This is a genomic window from Anaerosalibacter bizertensis (genome assembly GCF_009696605.1).
Classification (GTDB): domain Bacteria; phylum Bacillota; class Clostridia; order Tissierellales; family Sporanaerobacteraceae; genus Anaerosalibacter; species Anaerosalibacter bizertensis.
The window spans coordinates 1-15,507 of the sequence record NZ_VULR01000006.1; the positions used below are offsets into that span (position 1 = coordinate 1).

29 protein-coding genes are annotated in these 15,507 nt (G+C 29.9%); all 29 read left to right on the forward strand.

Translation table 11 applies throughout. The annotated features are described in order from the left end of the window. On the forward strand, positions 1-368 hold a 368-nt coding region (locus FYJ27_RS12620), incomplete at its 5' end, for an exodeoxyribonuclease X C-terminal domain-containing protein (RefSeq protein WP_459410824.1). 43 nt (positions 369-411) lie between these two features. Continuing rightward, complete coding sequence (locus FYJ27_RS13025; protein ID WP_195839084.1) at positions 412-1,275, forward strand: DnaD domain protein; 864 nt, start codon at positions 412-414, stop codon at positions 1,273-1,275. Between the two features lie 11 nt (positions 1,276-1,286). Next, the gene (locus tag FYJ27_RS05345; protein ID WP_154483828.1) at positions 1,287-1,640 is read left to right on the forward strand and encodes a hypothetical protein; all 354 of its coding nucleotides are present in this window, start codon (positions 1,287-1,289) and stop codon (positions 1,638-1,640) included. Position 1,641: 1 nt separating this feature from the next. Beyond that, positions 1,642-1,803, forward strand: coding sequence for a hypothetical protein (locus tag FYJ27_RS05350; protein ID WP_154483829.1), 162 nt, complete (start codon positions 1,642-1,644; stop codon positions 1,801-1,803). A 2-nt stretch (positions 1,804-1,805) separates the two neighbouring features. Further along, positions 1,806-1,955 carry a hypothetical protein gene (locus FYJ27_RS05355; RefSeq protein ID WP_154483830.1) on the forward strand — a complete coding sequence of 50 codons (150 nt, stop codon included), beginning with the start codon at positions 1,806-1,808 and terminating at the stop codon, positions 1,953-1,955. Continuing rightward, positions 1,921-2,316, forward strand: coding sequence for a DUF1064 domain-containing protein (locus tag FYJ27_RS05360; RefSeq protein WP_154483831.1), 396 nt, complete (start codon positions 1,921-1,923; stop codon positions 2,314-2,316). Before FYJ27_RS05355 ends, FYJ27_RS05360 begins: the two co-directional genes overlap by 35 nt. An 11-nt stretch (positions 2,317-2,327) precedes the next feature. Beyond that, positions 2,328-2,495, forward strand: a complete 168-nt coding sequence (locus FYJ27_RS05365) for a hypothetical protein (RefSeq protein WP_154483832.1) — start codon at positions 2,328-2,330, stop codon at positions 2,493-2,495. Then, positions 2,489-2,668, forward strand: coding sequence for a hypothetical protein (locus FYJ27_RS05370; RefSeq protein ID WP_154483833.1), 180 nt, complete (start codon positions 2,489-2,491; stop codon positions 2,666-2,668). Before FYJ27_RS05365 ends, FYJ27_RS05370 begins: the two co-directional genes overlap by 7 nt. Positions 2,669-2,880: 212 nt before the next feature. After that, positions 2,881-3,468, forward strand: coding sequence for a nucleoside triphosphate pyrophosphohydrolase family protein (locus tag FYJ27_RS12630; RefSeq protein WP_195839092.1), 588 nt, complete (start codon positions 2,881-2,883; stop codon positions 3,466-3,468). A 1-nt stretch (position 3,469) separates the two neighbouring features. Then, a complete protein-coding gene (locus tag FYJ27_RS05380) occupies positions 3,470-3,643 on the forward strand; it encodes a hypothetical protein (RefSeq protein ID WP_154483834.1) in 174 nt (57 codons plus the stop codon). A 10-nt stretch (positions 3,644-3,653) separates the two neighbouring features. Next, positions 3,654-3,785, forward strand: a complete 132-nt coding sequence (locus FYJ27_RS12890; RefSeq protein WP_268234889.1) for a hypothetical protein — start codon at positions 3,654-3,656, stop codon at positions 3,783-3,785. Between the two features lie 34 nt (positions 3,786-3,819). Beyond that, positions 3,820-4,479, forward strand: coding sequence for a putative HNHc nuclease (locus tag FYJ27_RS05385; RefSeq protein ID WP_154483835.1), 660 nt, complete (start codon positions 3,820-3,822; stop codon positions 4,477-4,479). An 18-nt stretch (positions 4,480-4,497) separates the two neighbouring features. After that, positions 4,498-5,004, forward strand: a complete 507-nt coding sequence (locus FYJ27_RS05390; RefSeq protein ID WP_154483836.1) for an RNA polymerase sigma factor — start codon at positions 4,498-4,500, stop codon at positions 5,002-5,004. 220 nt (positions 5,005-5,224) lie between these two features. Beyond that, positions 5,225-5,392 (forward strand): hypothetical protein, encoded by a 168-nt coding sequence (locus FYJ27_RS05395; protein ID WP_154483837.1) that lies wholly within the window; start codon positions 5,225-5,227, stop codon positions 5,390-5,392. 96 nt (positions 5,393-5,488) lie between these two features. After that, positions 5,489-5,710, forward strand: a complete 222-nt coding sequence (locus tag FYJ27_RS05400; protein ID WP_326831042.1) for a type II toxin-antitoxin system HicA family toxin — start codon at positions 5,489-5,491, stop codon at positions 5,708-5,710. 92 nt (positions 5,711-5,802) lie between these two features. Then, a complete protein-coding gene (locus FYJ27_RS05405; protein WP_229775485.1) occupies positions 5,803-6,129 on the forward strand; it encodes a type II toxin-antitoxin system HicB family antitoxin in 327 nt (108 codons plus the stop codon). Between the two features lie 87 nt (positions 6,130-6,216). Then, a complete protein-coding gene (locus FYJ27_RS05410) occupies positions 6,217-6,948 on the forward strand; it encodes a hypothetical protein (RefSeq protein WP_154483839.1) in 732 nt (243 codons plus the stop codon). 46 nt (positions 6,949-6,994) lie between these two features. Then, on the forward strand, positions 6,995-7,447 hold the full coding sequence (locus FYJ27_RS13030; protein WP_326831043.1) for an HNH endonuclease: 453 nt from the start codon (positions 6,995-6,997) through the stop codon (positions 7,445-7,447). A gap of 105 nt (positions 7,448-7,552) precedes the next feature. Next, positions 7,553-8,011, forward strand: a complete 459-nt coding sequence (locus FYJ27_RS05420) for a phage terminase small subunit P27 family (protein ID WP_154483840.1) — start codon at positions 7,553-7,555, stop codon at positions 8,009-8,011. Further along, positions 8,011-9,699 (forward strand): terminase large subunit, encoded by a 1,689-nt coding sequence (locus FYJ27_RS05425; RefSeq protein ID WP_154483841.1) that lies wholly within the window; start codon positions 8,011-8,013, stop codon positions 9,697-9,699. Before FYJ27_RS05420 ends, FYJ27_RS05425 begins: the two co-directional genes overlap by 1 nt. A 12-nt stretch (positions 9,700-9,711) precedes the next feature. Further along, positions 9,712-10,956, forward strand: coding sequence for a phage portal protein (locus FYJ27_RS05430; RefSeq protein WP_154483842.1), 1,245 nt, complete (start codon positions 9,712-9,714; stop codon positions 10,954-10,956). Positions 10,957-10,958: 2 nt separating this feature from the next. Continuing rightward, on the forward strand, positions 10,959-11,657 hold the full coding sequence (locus tag FYJ27_RS05435) for a head maturation protease, ClpP-related (protein WP_154483843.1): 699 nt from the start codon (positions 10,959-10,961) through the stop codon (positions 11,655-11,657). Positions 11,658-11,696: 39 nt separating this feature from the next. Continuing rightward, entirely contained in the window at positions 11,697-12,803 is a 1,107-nt protein-coding gene (locus tag FYJ27_RS05440; protein ID WP_154483844.1) for a phage major capsid protein, read from the forward strand. A 28-nt stretch (positions 12,804-12,831) separates the two neighbouring features. Continuing rightward, entirely contained in the window at positions 12,832-13,113 is a 282-nt protein-coding gene (locus tag FYJ27_RS05445) for a head-tail connector protein (protein WP_154483845.1), read from the forward strand. Between the two features lies 1 nt (position 13,114). Beyond that, positions 13,115-13,444, forward strand: coding sequence for a phage head closure protein (locus tag FYJ27_RS05450; RefSeq protein ID WP_154483846.1), 330 nt, complete (start codon positions 13,115-13,117; stop codon positions 13,442-13,444). A 51-nt stretch (positions 13,445-13,495) separates the two neighbouring features. After that, positions 13,496-14,062: a hypothetical protein gene (locus tag FYJ27_RS05455; RefSeq protein ID WP_154483847.1), complete on the forward strand. Its 567-nt coding sequence runs from the start codon at positions 13,496-13,498 to the stop codon at positions 14,060-14,062. A gap of 37 nt (positions 14,063-14,099) precedes the next feature. After that, the gene (locus tag FYJ27_RS05460) at positions 14,100-14,459 is read left to right on the forward strand and encodes an HK97-gp10 family putative phage morphogenesis protein (RefSeq protein ID WP_154483848.1); all 360 of its coding nucleotides are present in this window, start codon (positions 14,100-14,102) and stop codon (positions 14,457-14,459) included. A gap of 10 nt (positions 14,460-14,469) precedes the next feature. Then, a complete protein-coding gene (locus FYJ27_RS05465) occupies positions 14,470-14,829 on the forward strand; it encodes a hypothetical protein (protein ID WP_229775486.1) in 360 nt (119 codons plus the stop codon). 36 nt (positions 14,830-14,865) lie between these two features. Then, positions 14,866-15,489, forward strand: a complete 624-nt coding sequence (locus tag FYJ27_RS05470; RefSeq protein WP_154483849.1) for a major tail protein — start codon at positions 14,866-14,868, stop codon at positions 15,487-15,489. Positions 15,490-15,507 lie beyond the last annotated feature (18 nt).

The window sequence follows — 15,507 nt, forward strand, 5'->3', positions numbered from 1 at the left end:
AAATGGCTAAAAAACGAGCTCAAATAGATGCTACATTAACAGTTGCAAGTTTGTCAGAATTATTTACTCAGGATATTGAAGATATGAGACAGTTTATACAGCAAGAAGAGGTTTCTAATTTAACAGATGTAGAAGCTGAAAATGTAAAATTAACATTTGGTAAATATAAAGGAAAAACTTTGAAAGAAGTACATGAGATTCAACCAGATTACCTTGATTGGTTAGCAAGCAATGCAAAGGAAGAGGTAATGAAGAAAGCAGCAAACATGGTTTTAAATAGCAGCAAAAACAATAAGGAAAGCAACAATAAGCAGGATGAAAAAGTAGAAGGATTTGATGAAGTAATTGAGAATGAATTACCATTTTAGGCTGGGAGCTAAAGCTCCTAGTCTTAAATAAGCAGGTGATAAAGTGTCAGGATGGATAAGTATTCATAGAAAAATACAAGATCATTGGCTGTGGCAAGAAAAGCCATTTGACAAAAGGTCTGCATGGATTGACTTATTGTTAATGGCTAATCACAAAGATAATAAATTTTTATTAGGCAATGAGCTTATAGAGGTAAAAAGAGGGAGTTTCATAACCTCGGAGTATAAGCTTATGGATAGGTGGGGTTGGTCTAAAACTAAGGTTAGAAATTTTTTAAAATTATTAGAAGATGACAAAATGATAATAAAAATATCAGACAGAAAAAAGACTACCTTAACAATAGTAAATTACAACGATTACCAGATTTCAGAAACTACAAAAGAACCACTAAAAGACTATGGAGAGACTACAAAAGAACCACACAAAAACCCAAACAATAATGATAATAATGATAATAATAGTTTATGTATGTACGACGAAAACTTTAAAAATATTATAAGGCTTTTAGAAAAAAATACTGGAGTAATACCTCCAATCTTAATTGATGAAATATATGAATACTCAAATGTATTTAATTTAGATATGTTTAGTGAAGCTACAAAAATTGCAGCTAATAACAAAAAGAGAACAGTTAATTATATATTAGGAATTTTAAGAAACTGGAAGGACAATAACATTTTAACCATAGATGATTTAGAAGCTTTAAGAAGAGAAAAAGAAATAGAAAGGCAACAAAAGCAACAGAATCAGCAATATAAAAATAAGCAATATAATCAACCTAAGAAAACTAAATTTCATAACTTTGAACAGAGGACGGACAAGTATTCAGCTGATCAGTTAGATGATATAGCTGAGAGAAAAATGCTAGAACATTTGGAAAGGCTGAGGAATCAGAATGCTTTATAGGAGGGAGAGAATTGGATAGAAGTAGGAGATGGACTAAAGAAGAAGAGAGTTTCCTTATAAAAAATATGGGGATAATGAAAGAAAAAGAAATAGCTGAAAAATTAGATAGGACTGTAAATGCAATTGCCGTAAGAAAAAAATTAATAAGAAAAGGAGTAAGGGTAGCTGATGATATTGTAATTGAGGATGAAGGAGATTCAACATGCCCTTGTTGCAACAGTGATAAAACCGTGAATGAGATAACAACTTATGACCCTTATCGTAATAACACTATACAGGCTTATTACTGTGTAAAATGTGGGATAGAGTTTAGGAGAAACAGGACAATAATTCCATACACAGAGAATGAAGTGGAGGGGCTCTAAAATGAAAGTACCTTGCAAAGATTGTATGAGACGAAAAATAGGTTGTCATAGTTATTGCACAGCCTATAGAGAATATAAAGATAAATATAAAAGCAGGGACAAAGAGGAAAGTGAATACTTAGGTTATTTAGAGGGAGCTATGAGAAGGATGAAAGGAGCTTAAAAGTGACTAGAAAAGAAATATTAGCTATAGCTGATGAAATTGTAGAGATATATTTTAATGAGAATATAAGTGTAGAGAAAGCTATAACAAAAGCAATAGAAGAAAAAGGTGAAGATTATGAGTTTAAGATGGACAGAAGAGCAATATCTTGATTATTTAAATAAGAAAAAACCTAAAAAGAAAAATAAATACAACAATAAGAAAACAACTATAGACGGAATTACTTTTGATAGCAAAAAAGAAGCTGAATACTACTCTATGTTAAAGATTTTAAAACAAGCAGGAGATATAAAAGACTTTGGATTACAACCAAGATACGAGTTACAACCTAAATTTTCAAAGAACGGGAAGACATATAGAGCTATTACTTACATAGCAGATTTTGTAATAGTAAATCTAGATGGGACCACAGAGGTTGTAGATGTTAAAGGGGTTGAAACTCAAGTGTTTAAGATAAAGAAAAAGATGTTTGAGTATCAATATCCAGATTTAAGTTTAAAAATAGTTAAGTAGGAGGTAGGAGAATGAAAAAATGTAAATGGTGTGGTTCAAAAAATATAGAATATGATGAGTTTATACCAGTCGAAAAGCCTGAGTATACAAGGAAAATATTTATTTGTCATGACTGTGACTATTATGGTTTTGAGGATTGGGCAATGAGAAAAGAAGATGGAGGGATAAAAAAATGCTAACTATAGAATACTGTGCTAGAGCAATAATAAGACACTTGAATGGAGACTTAAAGCTATTTGAATCGTATAGAGATAAGGCTATAGAAACTTATCATAGAGAGCAATGTATATGCAGTATAGAAGAAATGATACCAGATAGAACAAAGAAGAAGTTATACAAATTAGTAAATTAGGAGGAAAAGTAATGCTAACAATATTCTTTTTAGTAACAATAAGTTTAATAATGTTTAGTTTTTCATTAGCTATATTTACTCTAGCGAATACAGAGGACAAGCAATAGTAATAGGAGGATATACAGGAATGATACAGGCTTTAATTATAGCAACTATAGCAATTACACTATTGAGGATAGAAAGAAGTCGCAAAAGGAAATAGGAGGGCGAATATGATTAAAAATATAACGAGCAAAGAAGCATTTGGAATAATAATAGCAAGAAAACCTTTAGGAAAGTTTTTCAAAATAGATAATGTTACAGGCAAATATTTAGGCATAGATAATACTACTGGCCATGCATGGGTAGAAGAATTTGAAGATATAGAGGAATGTATTTGCTGGCTAAATGAAGAAGAATATTACGGTGATATAAATGAGAAAGAAATCTGTAAACAAGCTCTAGATATATACGGAAAAGAAGCACAGATATGCATGGTATTTGAGGAAATGGCTGAGTTACAGAAAGAACTATGTAAATATCTAAGAGGAAGCGAAATAGTTGGAAATATTACTGAAGAAATAGCGGATGTAGAAATAATGTTAGAGCAGATGAGATTATTATTTGATATAGAAAAAGAAGTAGAAGAAATGAAGGAATATAAATTAAAAAGGTTAGAAGAAAGACTAAAAGAGGAGGAAATTCAGAAATGTAGGGTGTGTGGATGCACTTACTATACACCATGTGAGGGCGGATGTTATTGGGTCGAAGAAGATTTATGCAGTAAATGTGCAGAAATCATTATAGAGCGGGAGGAATAATATGAAGGTAGAATTTAATTTGAAATATAACAATGGAGTTGAAAAACTAGAATTAGTTGAAGATGATAATTTCATATGCAATGATATACCATTCCATTTATCTTTATTACTAGAAAAAGATAATAAGACGAATGAAGACTTAAAGAATGTAAGTATAAACGTTATAGAGTTGTAGGAGGTTAGCTATGGAAGAAGTCAGATGTAAGTACTGTGGAAGAAAACTAGGAGAAATAGAAGGCAAAGCAGAAATAGTTTGTCCTAGATGTAAAAGGAAAAATAAATATAATACAGAGGCTCTAGAAGCCCAGGGAGAATAATTCCTTGGGCTTCTTTATTTTTAGGAGGAATAATATGAAATTTAATTGTGAGATAGATAATATAAAAACCTTGAAAAAAGGAATGAAAATAACATTGGCCATAAATGATAAACAAACTATAGAAGTAATGAAAAATATATATAATTTTATGGATAAGCCAATAACGGTGGATCTACTTATTGACGAGGAAAAACAAATAGAAAGAATGAAACAAATAACTCCAGAACAGAGAAAGAAAATATACGGATTACTTAAAGATATAGCTACTTATACAGGAGACAATAAAGAGAATATTAAAGAAGCTACTAAATCAAGTTTTATAAGAGCAACAGAATATGAGGATTTTAGTTTAAGTAACTGTAGCAAGGATCTAGCAGGTGACTATATAGAATTTTTAATTAGATTATGTTTTGAAGCAGGAATACCACTTAAGGAAAATCCAGCCGAGGGACTTGATAATATAGAAAGCTATTTAAGAATATGTTTAGAGCAAAAGAAATGTTGCGTATGCGGCAGAGAGGGAGAAGAGCATCATGTTGACACTATAGGCATGGGAAGAGATAGGACAAAGGTTGATGATAGTGAAAACAGAAAAATGTGCCTATGCAGAGAACACCACACTGAATATCATAAAATAGGGCGTAAAAATTTTGAGAAGAAATATCACGTTTATGGGGTTATCTATAACAATTAGGATAGGAGGAAGATAGATATGAATATAAATATGTATAGAAGAGTAGAAGGAATGCTATATAGTCATTATAGAAAGAAAAAGAAAATATATATTCTTAGAGTGAGACTTGCTAGAACTGAAGAAAGAATATATAAATTAAGAAAAGATATAAGAGAGTGCAATGTAGAGCTGGAAGATACCTTACAGGCAATAGACTATTCTAAAGATAAAGTACAAACAAGCAGTACTATATCTAACATAGAGAAGTCACTTGAAATAGCTATAGATAAACTTATTAAAGAATTAGGAATAAATATAAGACAAAAGTATAAGCTCAAAAATAAAATAATGAACTTAGAAAAGCAGATAGAGAATATAGATATGTTATTAGAAAAACTAACAGATGAAGAATTAGAAATAGTAGAACTTAAATATGCAGAAGAAATGAATTATAGAGAGATGGAACAAAAATTATTTATGGCTAGAAGCACTATACAGAGAAAAAAAGATAGAATAATTAAATTCTTAATAGAGGAAATAAAGTAACTGGCAATAAATGGTGGGACAGAAATGGGACAAGAATGGGACAAAATTATATGTTTTTATGTTAATATGGTATTGGAAGAAATTTTAGCTACAGGAAACTTAATAGAGTAAGGACATATAATGAATTAGGCTATTACTATTAAATTAGAATAGACCTAAAAGAGGGCATACCTTATTGCGCAGGGTATGTCCTTTTATTATGCAAAAATGAGGTGAGAAAATGAGAATAGAGAATATTATTAAGGAGACAGATCCTGTTACATATAGAAAATTGAAGAATATAAGCAGAAATAAAAAGATTAAGCTTGGAGATAAACCTGAGAAGTTAATGATGCATGATTCATACAGGAGACAAGGAAGAAGAATTAGGCAGGTTAAGTGGGAATAAAAAAGGACTACTAATTAAAATTAAATAGAAAATTATATAACTACTTGACTTATAGTACTACATATGATACTATATAGTTAAGGAGGTGAACAGAAGGTGGGAGTTGAAAAGATAATAAAGAAAATGGAAAGACAGCCAAATGGGATAAGATACAATGAGATTTCAAAAGTTCTAAACAAATATGGATATGAATTAGTTAGAAGTAAAGGCTCACATAGACACTTTAGAAACAATCAAGGAGATGTAATCACAATAAAAGAAGAAAATCCACTGAAGGCTGTATATGTAAAAGATGTACTTAAGAGAATAGGGAGGTAAACTCCTCCTTAACTCTCGAGTATTAATGATAATAATTATAAAAAAAGGCTCCCACCTTTTTCGGAATGGCTAAAAAAGATATAAAATACTATATGAGTTTACCATATAATTATTTAATACAACCAATTACAGATGAAAGCGGAAGTTATTATTATGGGAAAGTATTAGAGTTAGATGGTTGTCAAAGTACAGGAGAAACATTTGAAGAAGCATATAAAAATTTACAAGAAGCAATGGAAGGCTGGTTAGAGGTAAGAATAGAATATGGAGATCCAATTCCACAGCCTTTAGGAGATGAAAATTACAGTGGCAAATTTGTAGTTAGAATACCTAAAAGTTTACACAGAAAATTAGCAACAGAAGCAGAAAGAGAAGGAATATCTTTAAATCAATATGCAATGTATAAATTAAGTAGATAAGAGCCCTAACAAGGCTCTTTTTTCATGCATATTATTTCCTTCCCAAAAATGCTATAATATACTAAAAAGCCTTGGGAGGGGAACAATATGAGGAAAAAGGTAATCATACTAATTACATCATTATTAATAGTTACAACCTTGTTGAGTGCGTGTGGAAATAGTAAATATAAAGTAAGCAGTGATAGCGAACTAACTAAAGAAGATATGAAAATACTTCAAAAGAATTTCAGTAATTTAACAGAAGATGAAGAGATAAAACTGGCAACAATGAGCTTTAATATGACGGAAGATGAATATATAAAATTCAAAGATGATTTAAAAAGATTGCATGCGGAAGAAATGGTATCAAAAGGATTGATGACAAAAGAGAGAGCTGATAAACTCTTTGAAGAATCTTATGATTATGAATTAAGAAAAAAACAGGGGAAATTAACAGAAGAAGAAAAGAAAGAAGATAAAGAAAGAGAAAAAGCTGCAGAGGAATTTAATAATGAGGTCGCAAAATATTCAGCAGCCAAGGATAAAATACAAGAGAACTTAAATAATAACTTAGAGAATAAGTATGATGGATATATTATTAAAAGTGAAGTTATAGATACTGATAGTGTTAGTAATAAAGTAATAATAGATACTGATGTAATGACTACAAAAGATATTACAGTAGGACAAATGACAACAATTAGAAATGAAATAGCACAGGAAGTTGATGAAGTAATAGAAGTAGATAGAATAGAAATAAGCTTAAAATTAAATAGTGAAGATAAAGGTACATATACATTTACAAAACATAAAGGCTGGGATAAAGATATACAACCATAGAAGATGAAGACACTCAATGATGGGTGTCTTTTATTATATAGAGTAGGTGATAGTTATTGCACTAAAAAAACTATGCAGATGTGGAAAGGTAATTGATTATAATAAAAGATATTGTGATGATTGTAGAGATAAATATAAAAAAGAGAAGATTGAAAGAAATAGATACTATGATAAACATATAAGGGATAAGAAAGCTACTTCTTTTTATAATAGTACAGAATGGATTAAGACAAGAGAATATATATTAAACAAGTATAAAGGATTAGATCTTTATGCTTTTTTTATTTTAAAAGAAATTATCTATGCTGATACAGTTCATCACATAGTAGAACTAAAAGAGGATTGGAATAGAAGATTAGATTTAGATAACTTAATTCCTTTAAATGATATTAGTCACAAGAAGATACATGGGATGTATTTAAAAGATAAAGAAGGTACACAAAGATTATTGTTTGAATTAATAGAAAGGTGGGAGAAGAAGTATGGACGATATAGATAGGTAGGGGGGTGGGTGAAAAGTTTTAAAAAAAGTTAAAAGACCCACGCCGCACTCTCATTTTTATGAAATTCCCTAAATGAAAATTTTAAGGAGGTGAGGGAATAAATGGCAAGACCTTGTAAATCAGTAAATGCTATGTCTAAAAATTTAACTAAGGAAGAAAAAGAAGCTAGGCTTAAATCAGAGAACAAATTAAAAGGTGGAGCTGATAAAATTTCCCCACCAAAATATTTAAATAAAAATCAGAAAAAAATATTTAGAAACATAGTGAAAGAATTAAAGGAAAGTGGAATATTAGGAAATCTAGATATATATATATTGTCTACTTGTGCAATATCTTTAGATAGAATGCAGACAATAGAAGAAAAAATAAATGAGAAACCAGATTTGATTTATAGCAAAGATTTAAGGCTTGCAAATGATAAATATACTAAAGATTTCTTTAGATGCTGCAATGAATTATCCCTCTCTCCACAATCTAGAGCCAAGTTTGCTAATATCAATTTAGAAGCTGAAAAAGAAAAGGAAGATCCACTCCTAAAAGTTTTACGTGGTGATAAGTAATGATTTTATTAGCAAGAGCAATACAGTATGCTAAGGATGTTGTAGAGGGAAAAGAAATAACTACATGGGAAGTAAAAATACAGTGTAAGTGGTTTCTCAACGATTATAATAATAGACAATATCAGGATGGTTTTGAGTTTTATTTTGATGAAGATAAACTTCAGATAATTAATGATTTATTAAAACTTATGAATTTTGCTACTGGATTTGTAGCAGGGAAACAGGTATTGGAGTATTTAGCACCGTTCCAATGCTTTTTTATTGCAAATATTTTCGGTTGGAGATTTAAAAATAATAAGGACAAGTTCAGATATAACGATAATACGCTTTTTATAGCAAGAAAAAATGCTAAAACAGCAACTATAGCATTAGTTTTTATATTATTAATGCTAACAGAACAACAATACAGTGAATTTTATAGTATATGTTTAACTAAAGAATTGGCAGCAGAAATTAAGAAAATAATGACACAAATAATAAATGCTAGTCCTTATATTAAGAATAGATTTATTATTTCTGCAACAAAAACAGGACAAATTAAATGTAAATTAACAAATAGCTTCTTTGAACCTAGAGTTGCTGAAGCAGGGAAAAACAACTCTATTAGACCAAGTGCCTTTGTATCAGATGAACATGGAAACTTCCAAAATGCAGATAATTTTAATGCTATGAAATCTGGTCAAAAGAATGTTATAAATCCTTTGGTTTTTAGAACTACTACAGCCTATGCAATAAATAATTCTATTATGGAAGAAGATCTAGACTATATTAGAAAAGTCTATAATGGTGTAGTAGAAAACGAAAGAATGTTTGCATTACTTTATTATTCTGATAAAGAACATCTTTGGGATGACTATGGCATGTATCAGGCTAATCCTTTAAGGGTCGAAGAGAATTATAAGACAATGAGGGAAGATAGATCTGTAGCAAAGGAAAAGCCTAGTGCAAGAGAAGAATATTTAACTAAAACAATGAATGTATTTGTTCAGGAGAATTTTGAAGAAAAGTATCTAGATATAAATGAGTGGAAAAAAGGTAGTGTTGATAATATTGATTTCAAAGACAAAGAAGTTGTTGTAGGTATAGATTTAAGCATTTCTACAGACCTTACAGCAGTATCAATTATGTATAAAGAAAATGGTAAGTATTATTTACATTCTAAAGGATTTTTACCAGGAGCAACATTGGATCAAAGGCGTGAAAAAATAGATTATAGGCAATATGAAGAAGAAGGATATTGTGAAATACATGAAGGTTTTACAGTTAATTATACAAAAATAGAAGAATATATAAGGAATATTGAAGATAAATACAATTGTAAAATTAAGTGTATTGTATCTGACCCTTACAATGCTATGCAAATGATGGAGTCTCTTGCAAATGATTATGAGGTAATACTTATTAAACAAACTTATACAAACTTGTCTCCACCAACAAAAGCTTTCAGGGATGATGTTTATAAAGGAAATATAGCATATCAAGAAAATAAATTATTAGATTGGTGTGTAAGTTGTGCCACTTTACAAAAAGGTAGAAGTGAAGATGTAATGTTAAAAAAAGAAAATAAAAATAAACAAAGAATAGATTTATTAGTCGCCAGTACATTTTGCTATAGTCAATTATTTTTAGAAAATGAAATAGATATAAATGAAGTTACAGAGGAATATTTAGAGATGATGGGATGGTAAGGAGGTGAGCAAATGGGAATAGTAAATATTATACAAAATGGAATGAAAAGATTATTTAATATTAAGAATGAAACTGAAATATATGATATAAATTCTGAAGAAGTTTATAAAATGCTTACAGGTGGAAATACTGGCGAAAATTTAAGTGAAATTACTTATTTTACTTGTATAAAAATGTTATCAGAAAGTTTAGGTAAACTTACTTTAAAATTTTATAAAGAAACAGAAAAAGGAGTCATAAAAGGAAATGATAATCAGGTCTATAGACTATTAAAAGTTAGACCTAATCCTTATATGACTCCTTCAATATTTTGGTCAACAATTGAATTTAATAGGAATCACTATGGAAATGCATATGTATGGGCCAGATGGTTTAAAGGAAGGTTGATAGATCTATGGATATTAGATTCCAGAAACGTAAAAATAGTAGTCGATAATGAAGGTATTTTAGGAAATATAAATGCAATTTACTATTCATATAATGATTCACAGACAGGTAAAGAGTATGTTTTTTCAGAGAAAGAAATTTTACATTTCAAAACTGGAGTGAGTAAAGATGGTATAACAGGATTGGCCATACAAGATATTTTAAAAACATCTATGGAAGGCAATAAAGCTAGTCAAAATTTTATGAATGAACTATATAAAAGTGGTTTGACAGCTAAGGCTGCATTAGAATACACAGGAGATTTAGATGAAAAAGCTAAAAGAAGGCTTGTGAAAGGATTTGAAGATTTTGCAAATGGAGCTAATAATGCAGGTAAAATTGTACCGGTGCCATTGGGCATGAAGTTAATTCCATTAGATATAAAATTAACTGATAGTCAATTCTTTGAATTAAAGAAATATAGTTCCTTACAAATAGCCGCAGCTTTTGGAATAAAACCTAATCATTTAAATAATTATGAAAAGTCTAGCTATGCTAATAGTGAAATGCAGAACTTAAGTTTTTATACAGATACCTTACTATTTATACTGAAACAGTATGAAGAAGAGATAAGTTATAAATTATTAACAGAAGAAGAACAGCTAGAAGGTTTCTATTTTAAATTTAATGTAAATTCTATTTTAAGAGCAGATATGAAAACTCAAATGGAAAGTTTAGCCATAGGTGTTAATAATGGAATTTATGCTCCAAACGAAGCAAGAAGTTATTTAGATTTACCCAAAGATGAATCTGGAGATAATTTAATGGCAAATGGTAATTATATTCCATTAAGTATGCTAGGTAAACAATATGAGAAAGGTGGTGATTAACAATGAAAATAGAAGTAAAAGGTCCTATAATTTCTAGCAGCGATCAATGGATATATGATTGGTTTGGAATGGAAGCTACAAGCCCTAAAAAAGTGAGTAGCTTAATCAAACAAGCCAAAGGAGAAGAATTAGAAGTAGAGATTAATTCTGGTGGAGGTAGTGTGTTTGCTGGAAGTGAAATCTATACAACTTTAAAGTCTTATAAAGGCAATGTTGTAGTAAATATTGTAGGTTTAGCAGCTAGTGCCGCTAGTGTTATAGCAATGGCCGGCAACAAAGTAATGATGTCACCAACTGGACAAATAATGATTCATAATGCAAGTAGCTATGCTAGTGGTGATTATAGAGAAATGGAAAAAGGTGCAGAAATGCTTAAAAATGTTAATGCAAGCATTTCTAATGCCTATAGGATTAAAACTGGCATGAGTCAAGAAGAACTACTTGCATTAATGGATAAAGAAACATGGATGACTGCACAACAAGCATTAGATAATAAATTTGTTGATGGAATAATGTTTGAAGAAGAAACACAATTAATAGCTAGTGCAGATCATACAAGAATGTTACCACCAGAAGTAATAAATAAACTAAGAAATGAATTTAAAAAAGAGCCAGAAAAAAATCCAAGAGTGAATGATAAAAGAATGCAAGAAATTGAAAATAAGTTAAAAGAGATAGCTCTAATCTTAGCTTTAAGATAGGTCTATTTTTTATATTAAAAATTAAGGAGTGATTAATCAATGAAGAAAAGTCAAGAAATGTATCAAAAACTAGAAGGTTTAAAAAATGAGATTGCAACATTACAAGCAGAGGGTAAAATAGATGAAGCTTATACAAAACTAGAAGAAGTGGAAAACTTAAAGAAATCAATACAAGTACAAGAAGTACTTGAAGAAGAAGAAATAGAAAACCTTGAAGGTACAGTATTAGAACCATCTGTAATAGAAAAAGCTGATGAAACAGTAGCTTTTAACAAAGCAGTATTAGGAAAAACATTAACAGAACCAGAAGCAGCTTTAGTTGAAAGAATAGGCGAAGATGGAGGGTATTTAGTACCACAAGAACAAAGAACTCAAATAGAAGAGTTGAAGAGACAATTAATTCCATTAAAAGACTACTGCAATGTAATTCCTGTAGGGACTTTATCAGGATCCATGCCTTTAGAGGTTGAATCAGATGATGAATTAACTAACTTTGAAGAAATGACAGAAATAAACCAATCAACTATTAAATTTGGACAAGTTAAATGGGAATTAACTGACTATGGAGATATAATTCCAATTTCCAATACTTTATTACAAGATGAAAAAGCTAATTTAACAAATTTCGTAGGTAGAAGATTTGCTAAGAAAGCAGTTAGAACAGAAAACAAGAAAATATTAGAATTGCTAGCTACTGCTACAAAGAAAGCTGGGGAAGACTATACTGTAATTCAAAAAGCATTAAATAAAGACTTAGATCCTGCAATAGCTGCAAATGCTATAATCATAACTAATCAAGATGGATATGATTATTTAGATTCTTTAATAGATGGAAATGGAAGACCTTTATTGAAAGATTCCTTAACTGAAGAAGGTGCTAAGACTTTTAAAGGTAAGGAAGTAGTAGTAATGTCTAATCAACATTTTAAATCTCCAACTAATGCAATACCGTTCTATGTAGGAGATATGACAGAGTATATGGCCTTCTTTGATAGAAAAGCATATGAAATGGCAGTATCTAAAGAAGCTGGATTTACTAAAAATGCAACAATGATGAGAGTAATAGAAAGATTTGATGTTAAGAAAGTTGATGAAAAAGCAGTTGTTTATGTAGAAATAACTCCAGAAGCACCAGTAGAGGGATAGTTCCCTCTACTAAAAAAGGAGTGGTTAAATGATACTAACTTTAGAAGAAACCAAAAGTTTTTTAAAAGTAGATTATGATGATGAAGATGAATATATAGAAGAATTAATAAATGCTAGTGAACAATATCTTAAAAATGCTACTGGTAAGGAATATGATTCTACTAGCTTTTTAGCAAAACTATATTGCAAAATCCTAATATCAGATTGGTATGACAATAGAGAGTATATGGAAGAAAATAAAATATCTAAACGAGTTAGGTTTACAATGCAATCTATTTTGCAGCAGTTAAAGTATTGTGATGGTGATTAAAATGAATCCAGGTAAATTAAATAAAAGAATAACAATACAAAAATATGGAACTATTACTACAGAAAATAATTTTGATGAAGAGGCTTGGATTGATTTTAAAGCAGTTTGGGCCAGTGTAAATAATCTTTGGGGTAAAGAGTTTTATGCGGCCAAGGCAGTAAATGCTGAAAATACAGTAGAGTTTATTATAAGATATTCTAAAGATTTAGAAGTGCTAAACTCTAAGGAATATAGAATCAAGTGGCAAGGTAGAAAATTTGATATTACATTTATAGATAATATTAAGTATGAGAATAAGTGGCTGAAGATAAAAGCTATAGAAAGACTATAATACTTCCAATATTTAATTAAAGTTGGTACTATATAGTTGGAGGTGTAATATATGAAAAAAATATCATTAATATTATTAATTACTTTATTATCAATAAGTTTAGTGGGATGTCAAACAAAAACAGGAACAGAAACAAAAACAAATACTACAGAAGTTGATGCAGAAGAAAATAAAAAAAGTAAACCTAAAAAAGCGGAAAGTGAAAAAATATATGGAGTTGGAGAGGAAGCTTTTGTGCTAGATGAAAATGGAGAAAAAGCATATTCTTTAAAAATTAATGGTATAAAAATAGCTAATGACTTTGAATATAAGGATGATTTTCCAGAGTCTAACCAAAAGCAAATAGTAGAAGTAGACTATACTTATGAGAATATATCCAAAGATGATGAGGTGGGTTTATACATCCATGGGGCAGACCTTCAGGTAGTTGATACCACAGGAGCAGTATCTGAAGGATCTTCAATGTTTCCTAAACAACAGCCACAAGAAATAAACCCAGGGACTAATTGTACAGTCCAGGCATACCATGGCCTTGCTAATGAGAGTGATAAAGTAAAAGTGATTTTCAAAAGTGAAATGTATGACACTACTCTTACTTTTGAAGTACCAGTGGAATAAAAGACCTTTAAAGGTCTTTTTTATTGAGGTGATTTAAATGTCTAATAGTATAGAAATAGAAGGTATGGATGAGTTTACAGAATTACTTGAGGAAATGACTATAACTGAAGAAGATGGAAAAAAAGCAATGAGAAAAGCTATTAAACCTATAAAAGAAGGATTACAAAAAGATACTCCTAAGGATAGCGGGAAATTAGCTAAAGTAAAAACTTCAGTAAAGTCTAATCATTTATCAACTATAGGTACAGTTAGATTAGGTGCCTGGTGGGATAAATTTCAGGAATTTGGCACTTCATTTCAAAAAAAGAATGTGGGGTTTTTTGAAAGAAGTGTAAGTAACACTGAAGATGAAGCTGTAGGGATATTAGGTAAAGAATTGCTTGATAAAGCTAAGTAGGTGAGTATATGTGAATATAAAACAATATATTTTAAAAATATTATCTGACAAATCAATACTGGAGTTGTTACCTGATGAAAGAGTTTATCATATACACGCTAATAACCCTAATCCTCCTTATGTAGAATATCAAGTTATAAATGAATATGGAGTAGAGTATGAAGAGAATAAAGAAAAATATACAAGATATATAATACAAATAGATATATTCTCTAAAAAAGACTATACAGAAATTGAAAATGTAATTAAAAAACATATGTTTAATGCAGGATTTGAAAGAGATATGGCAGCAGATTTATATGAAGAAAAAACAGGTTTATATCATAAAGGAATGAGATTTTCTATAGATTTACCGACTAGTGAAAACTAGTCTTTTTTAATGCAAAAAAATGAAAGGGTGATAAATATGGATCAACAAAAAATAGTACCAGTAGTAGGCTTAGAAAAACTGTATGCAGCTAAAATATTAAAAGATGATGAATCTGGAGTTGAATTTGATACTCCTAGATACTTACCAGGTATTAAGGAAATAGCACTTAAGCCTAATATTTCACAAGAAAGTTTTTATGCTGAAAACATTGAATGGTTAAGTGAAGCAACTTTAGCAAACACAGAAGTAGAAGTTGATATTACTGATTTATCTGATGAAGATGAGGTTTTTCTATTAGGACATAAGTTAGCAACAGAAGGTGGGGTAATAAAATCAGCAGATGATACTGCTCCTGATGTGGCATTATTATTTAAAGCTAATAAAGGAAAAGGTGAAAGCAGATATCAAATATTATATAAGGGTAGTTTTAGTCCTTCTGATGATAGTTATAAAGGAAAAGAAGGAAAACCAGAGTTTCAATCTAGAAAGTTAAAGGCAAGTTTTGCTCCACTTAGATATAACAAAATGTGGCAATATAAAGTAGATAGTGATTCTCCAAATGCTCCAACCGATTTAGATAGTACATTCTTTAAACAAGTCACAGTACCAACTGAAAAAACAGAAGCAACAGTTCCAGAAGAACCACCAATAGAAGGATAGATTAATTTCTATCCTTCA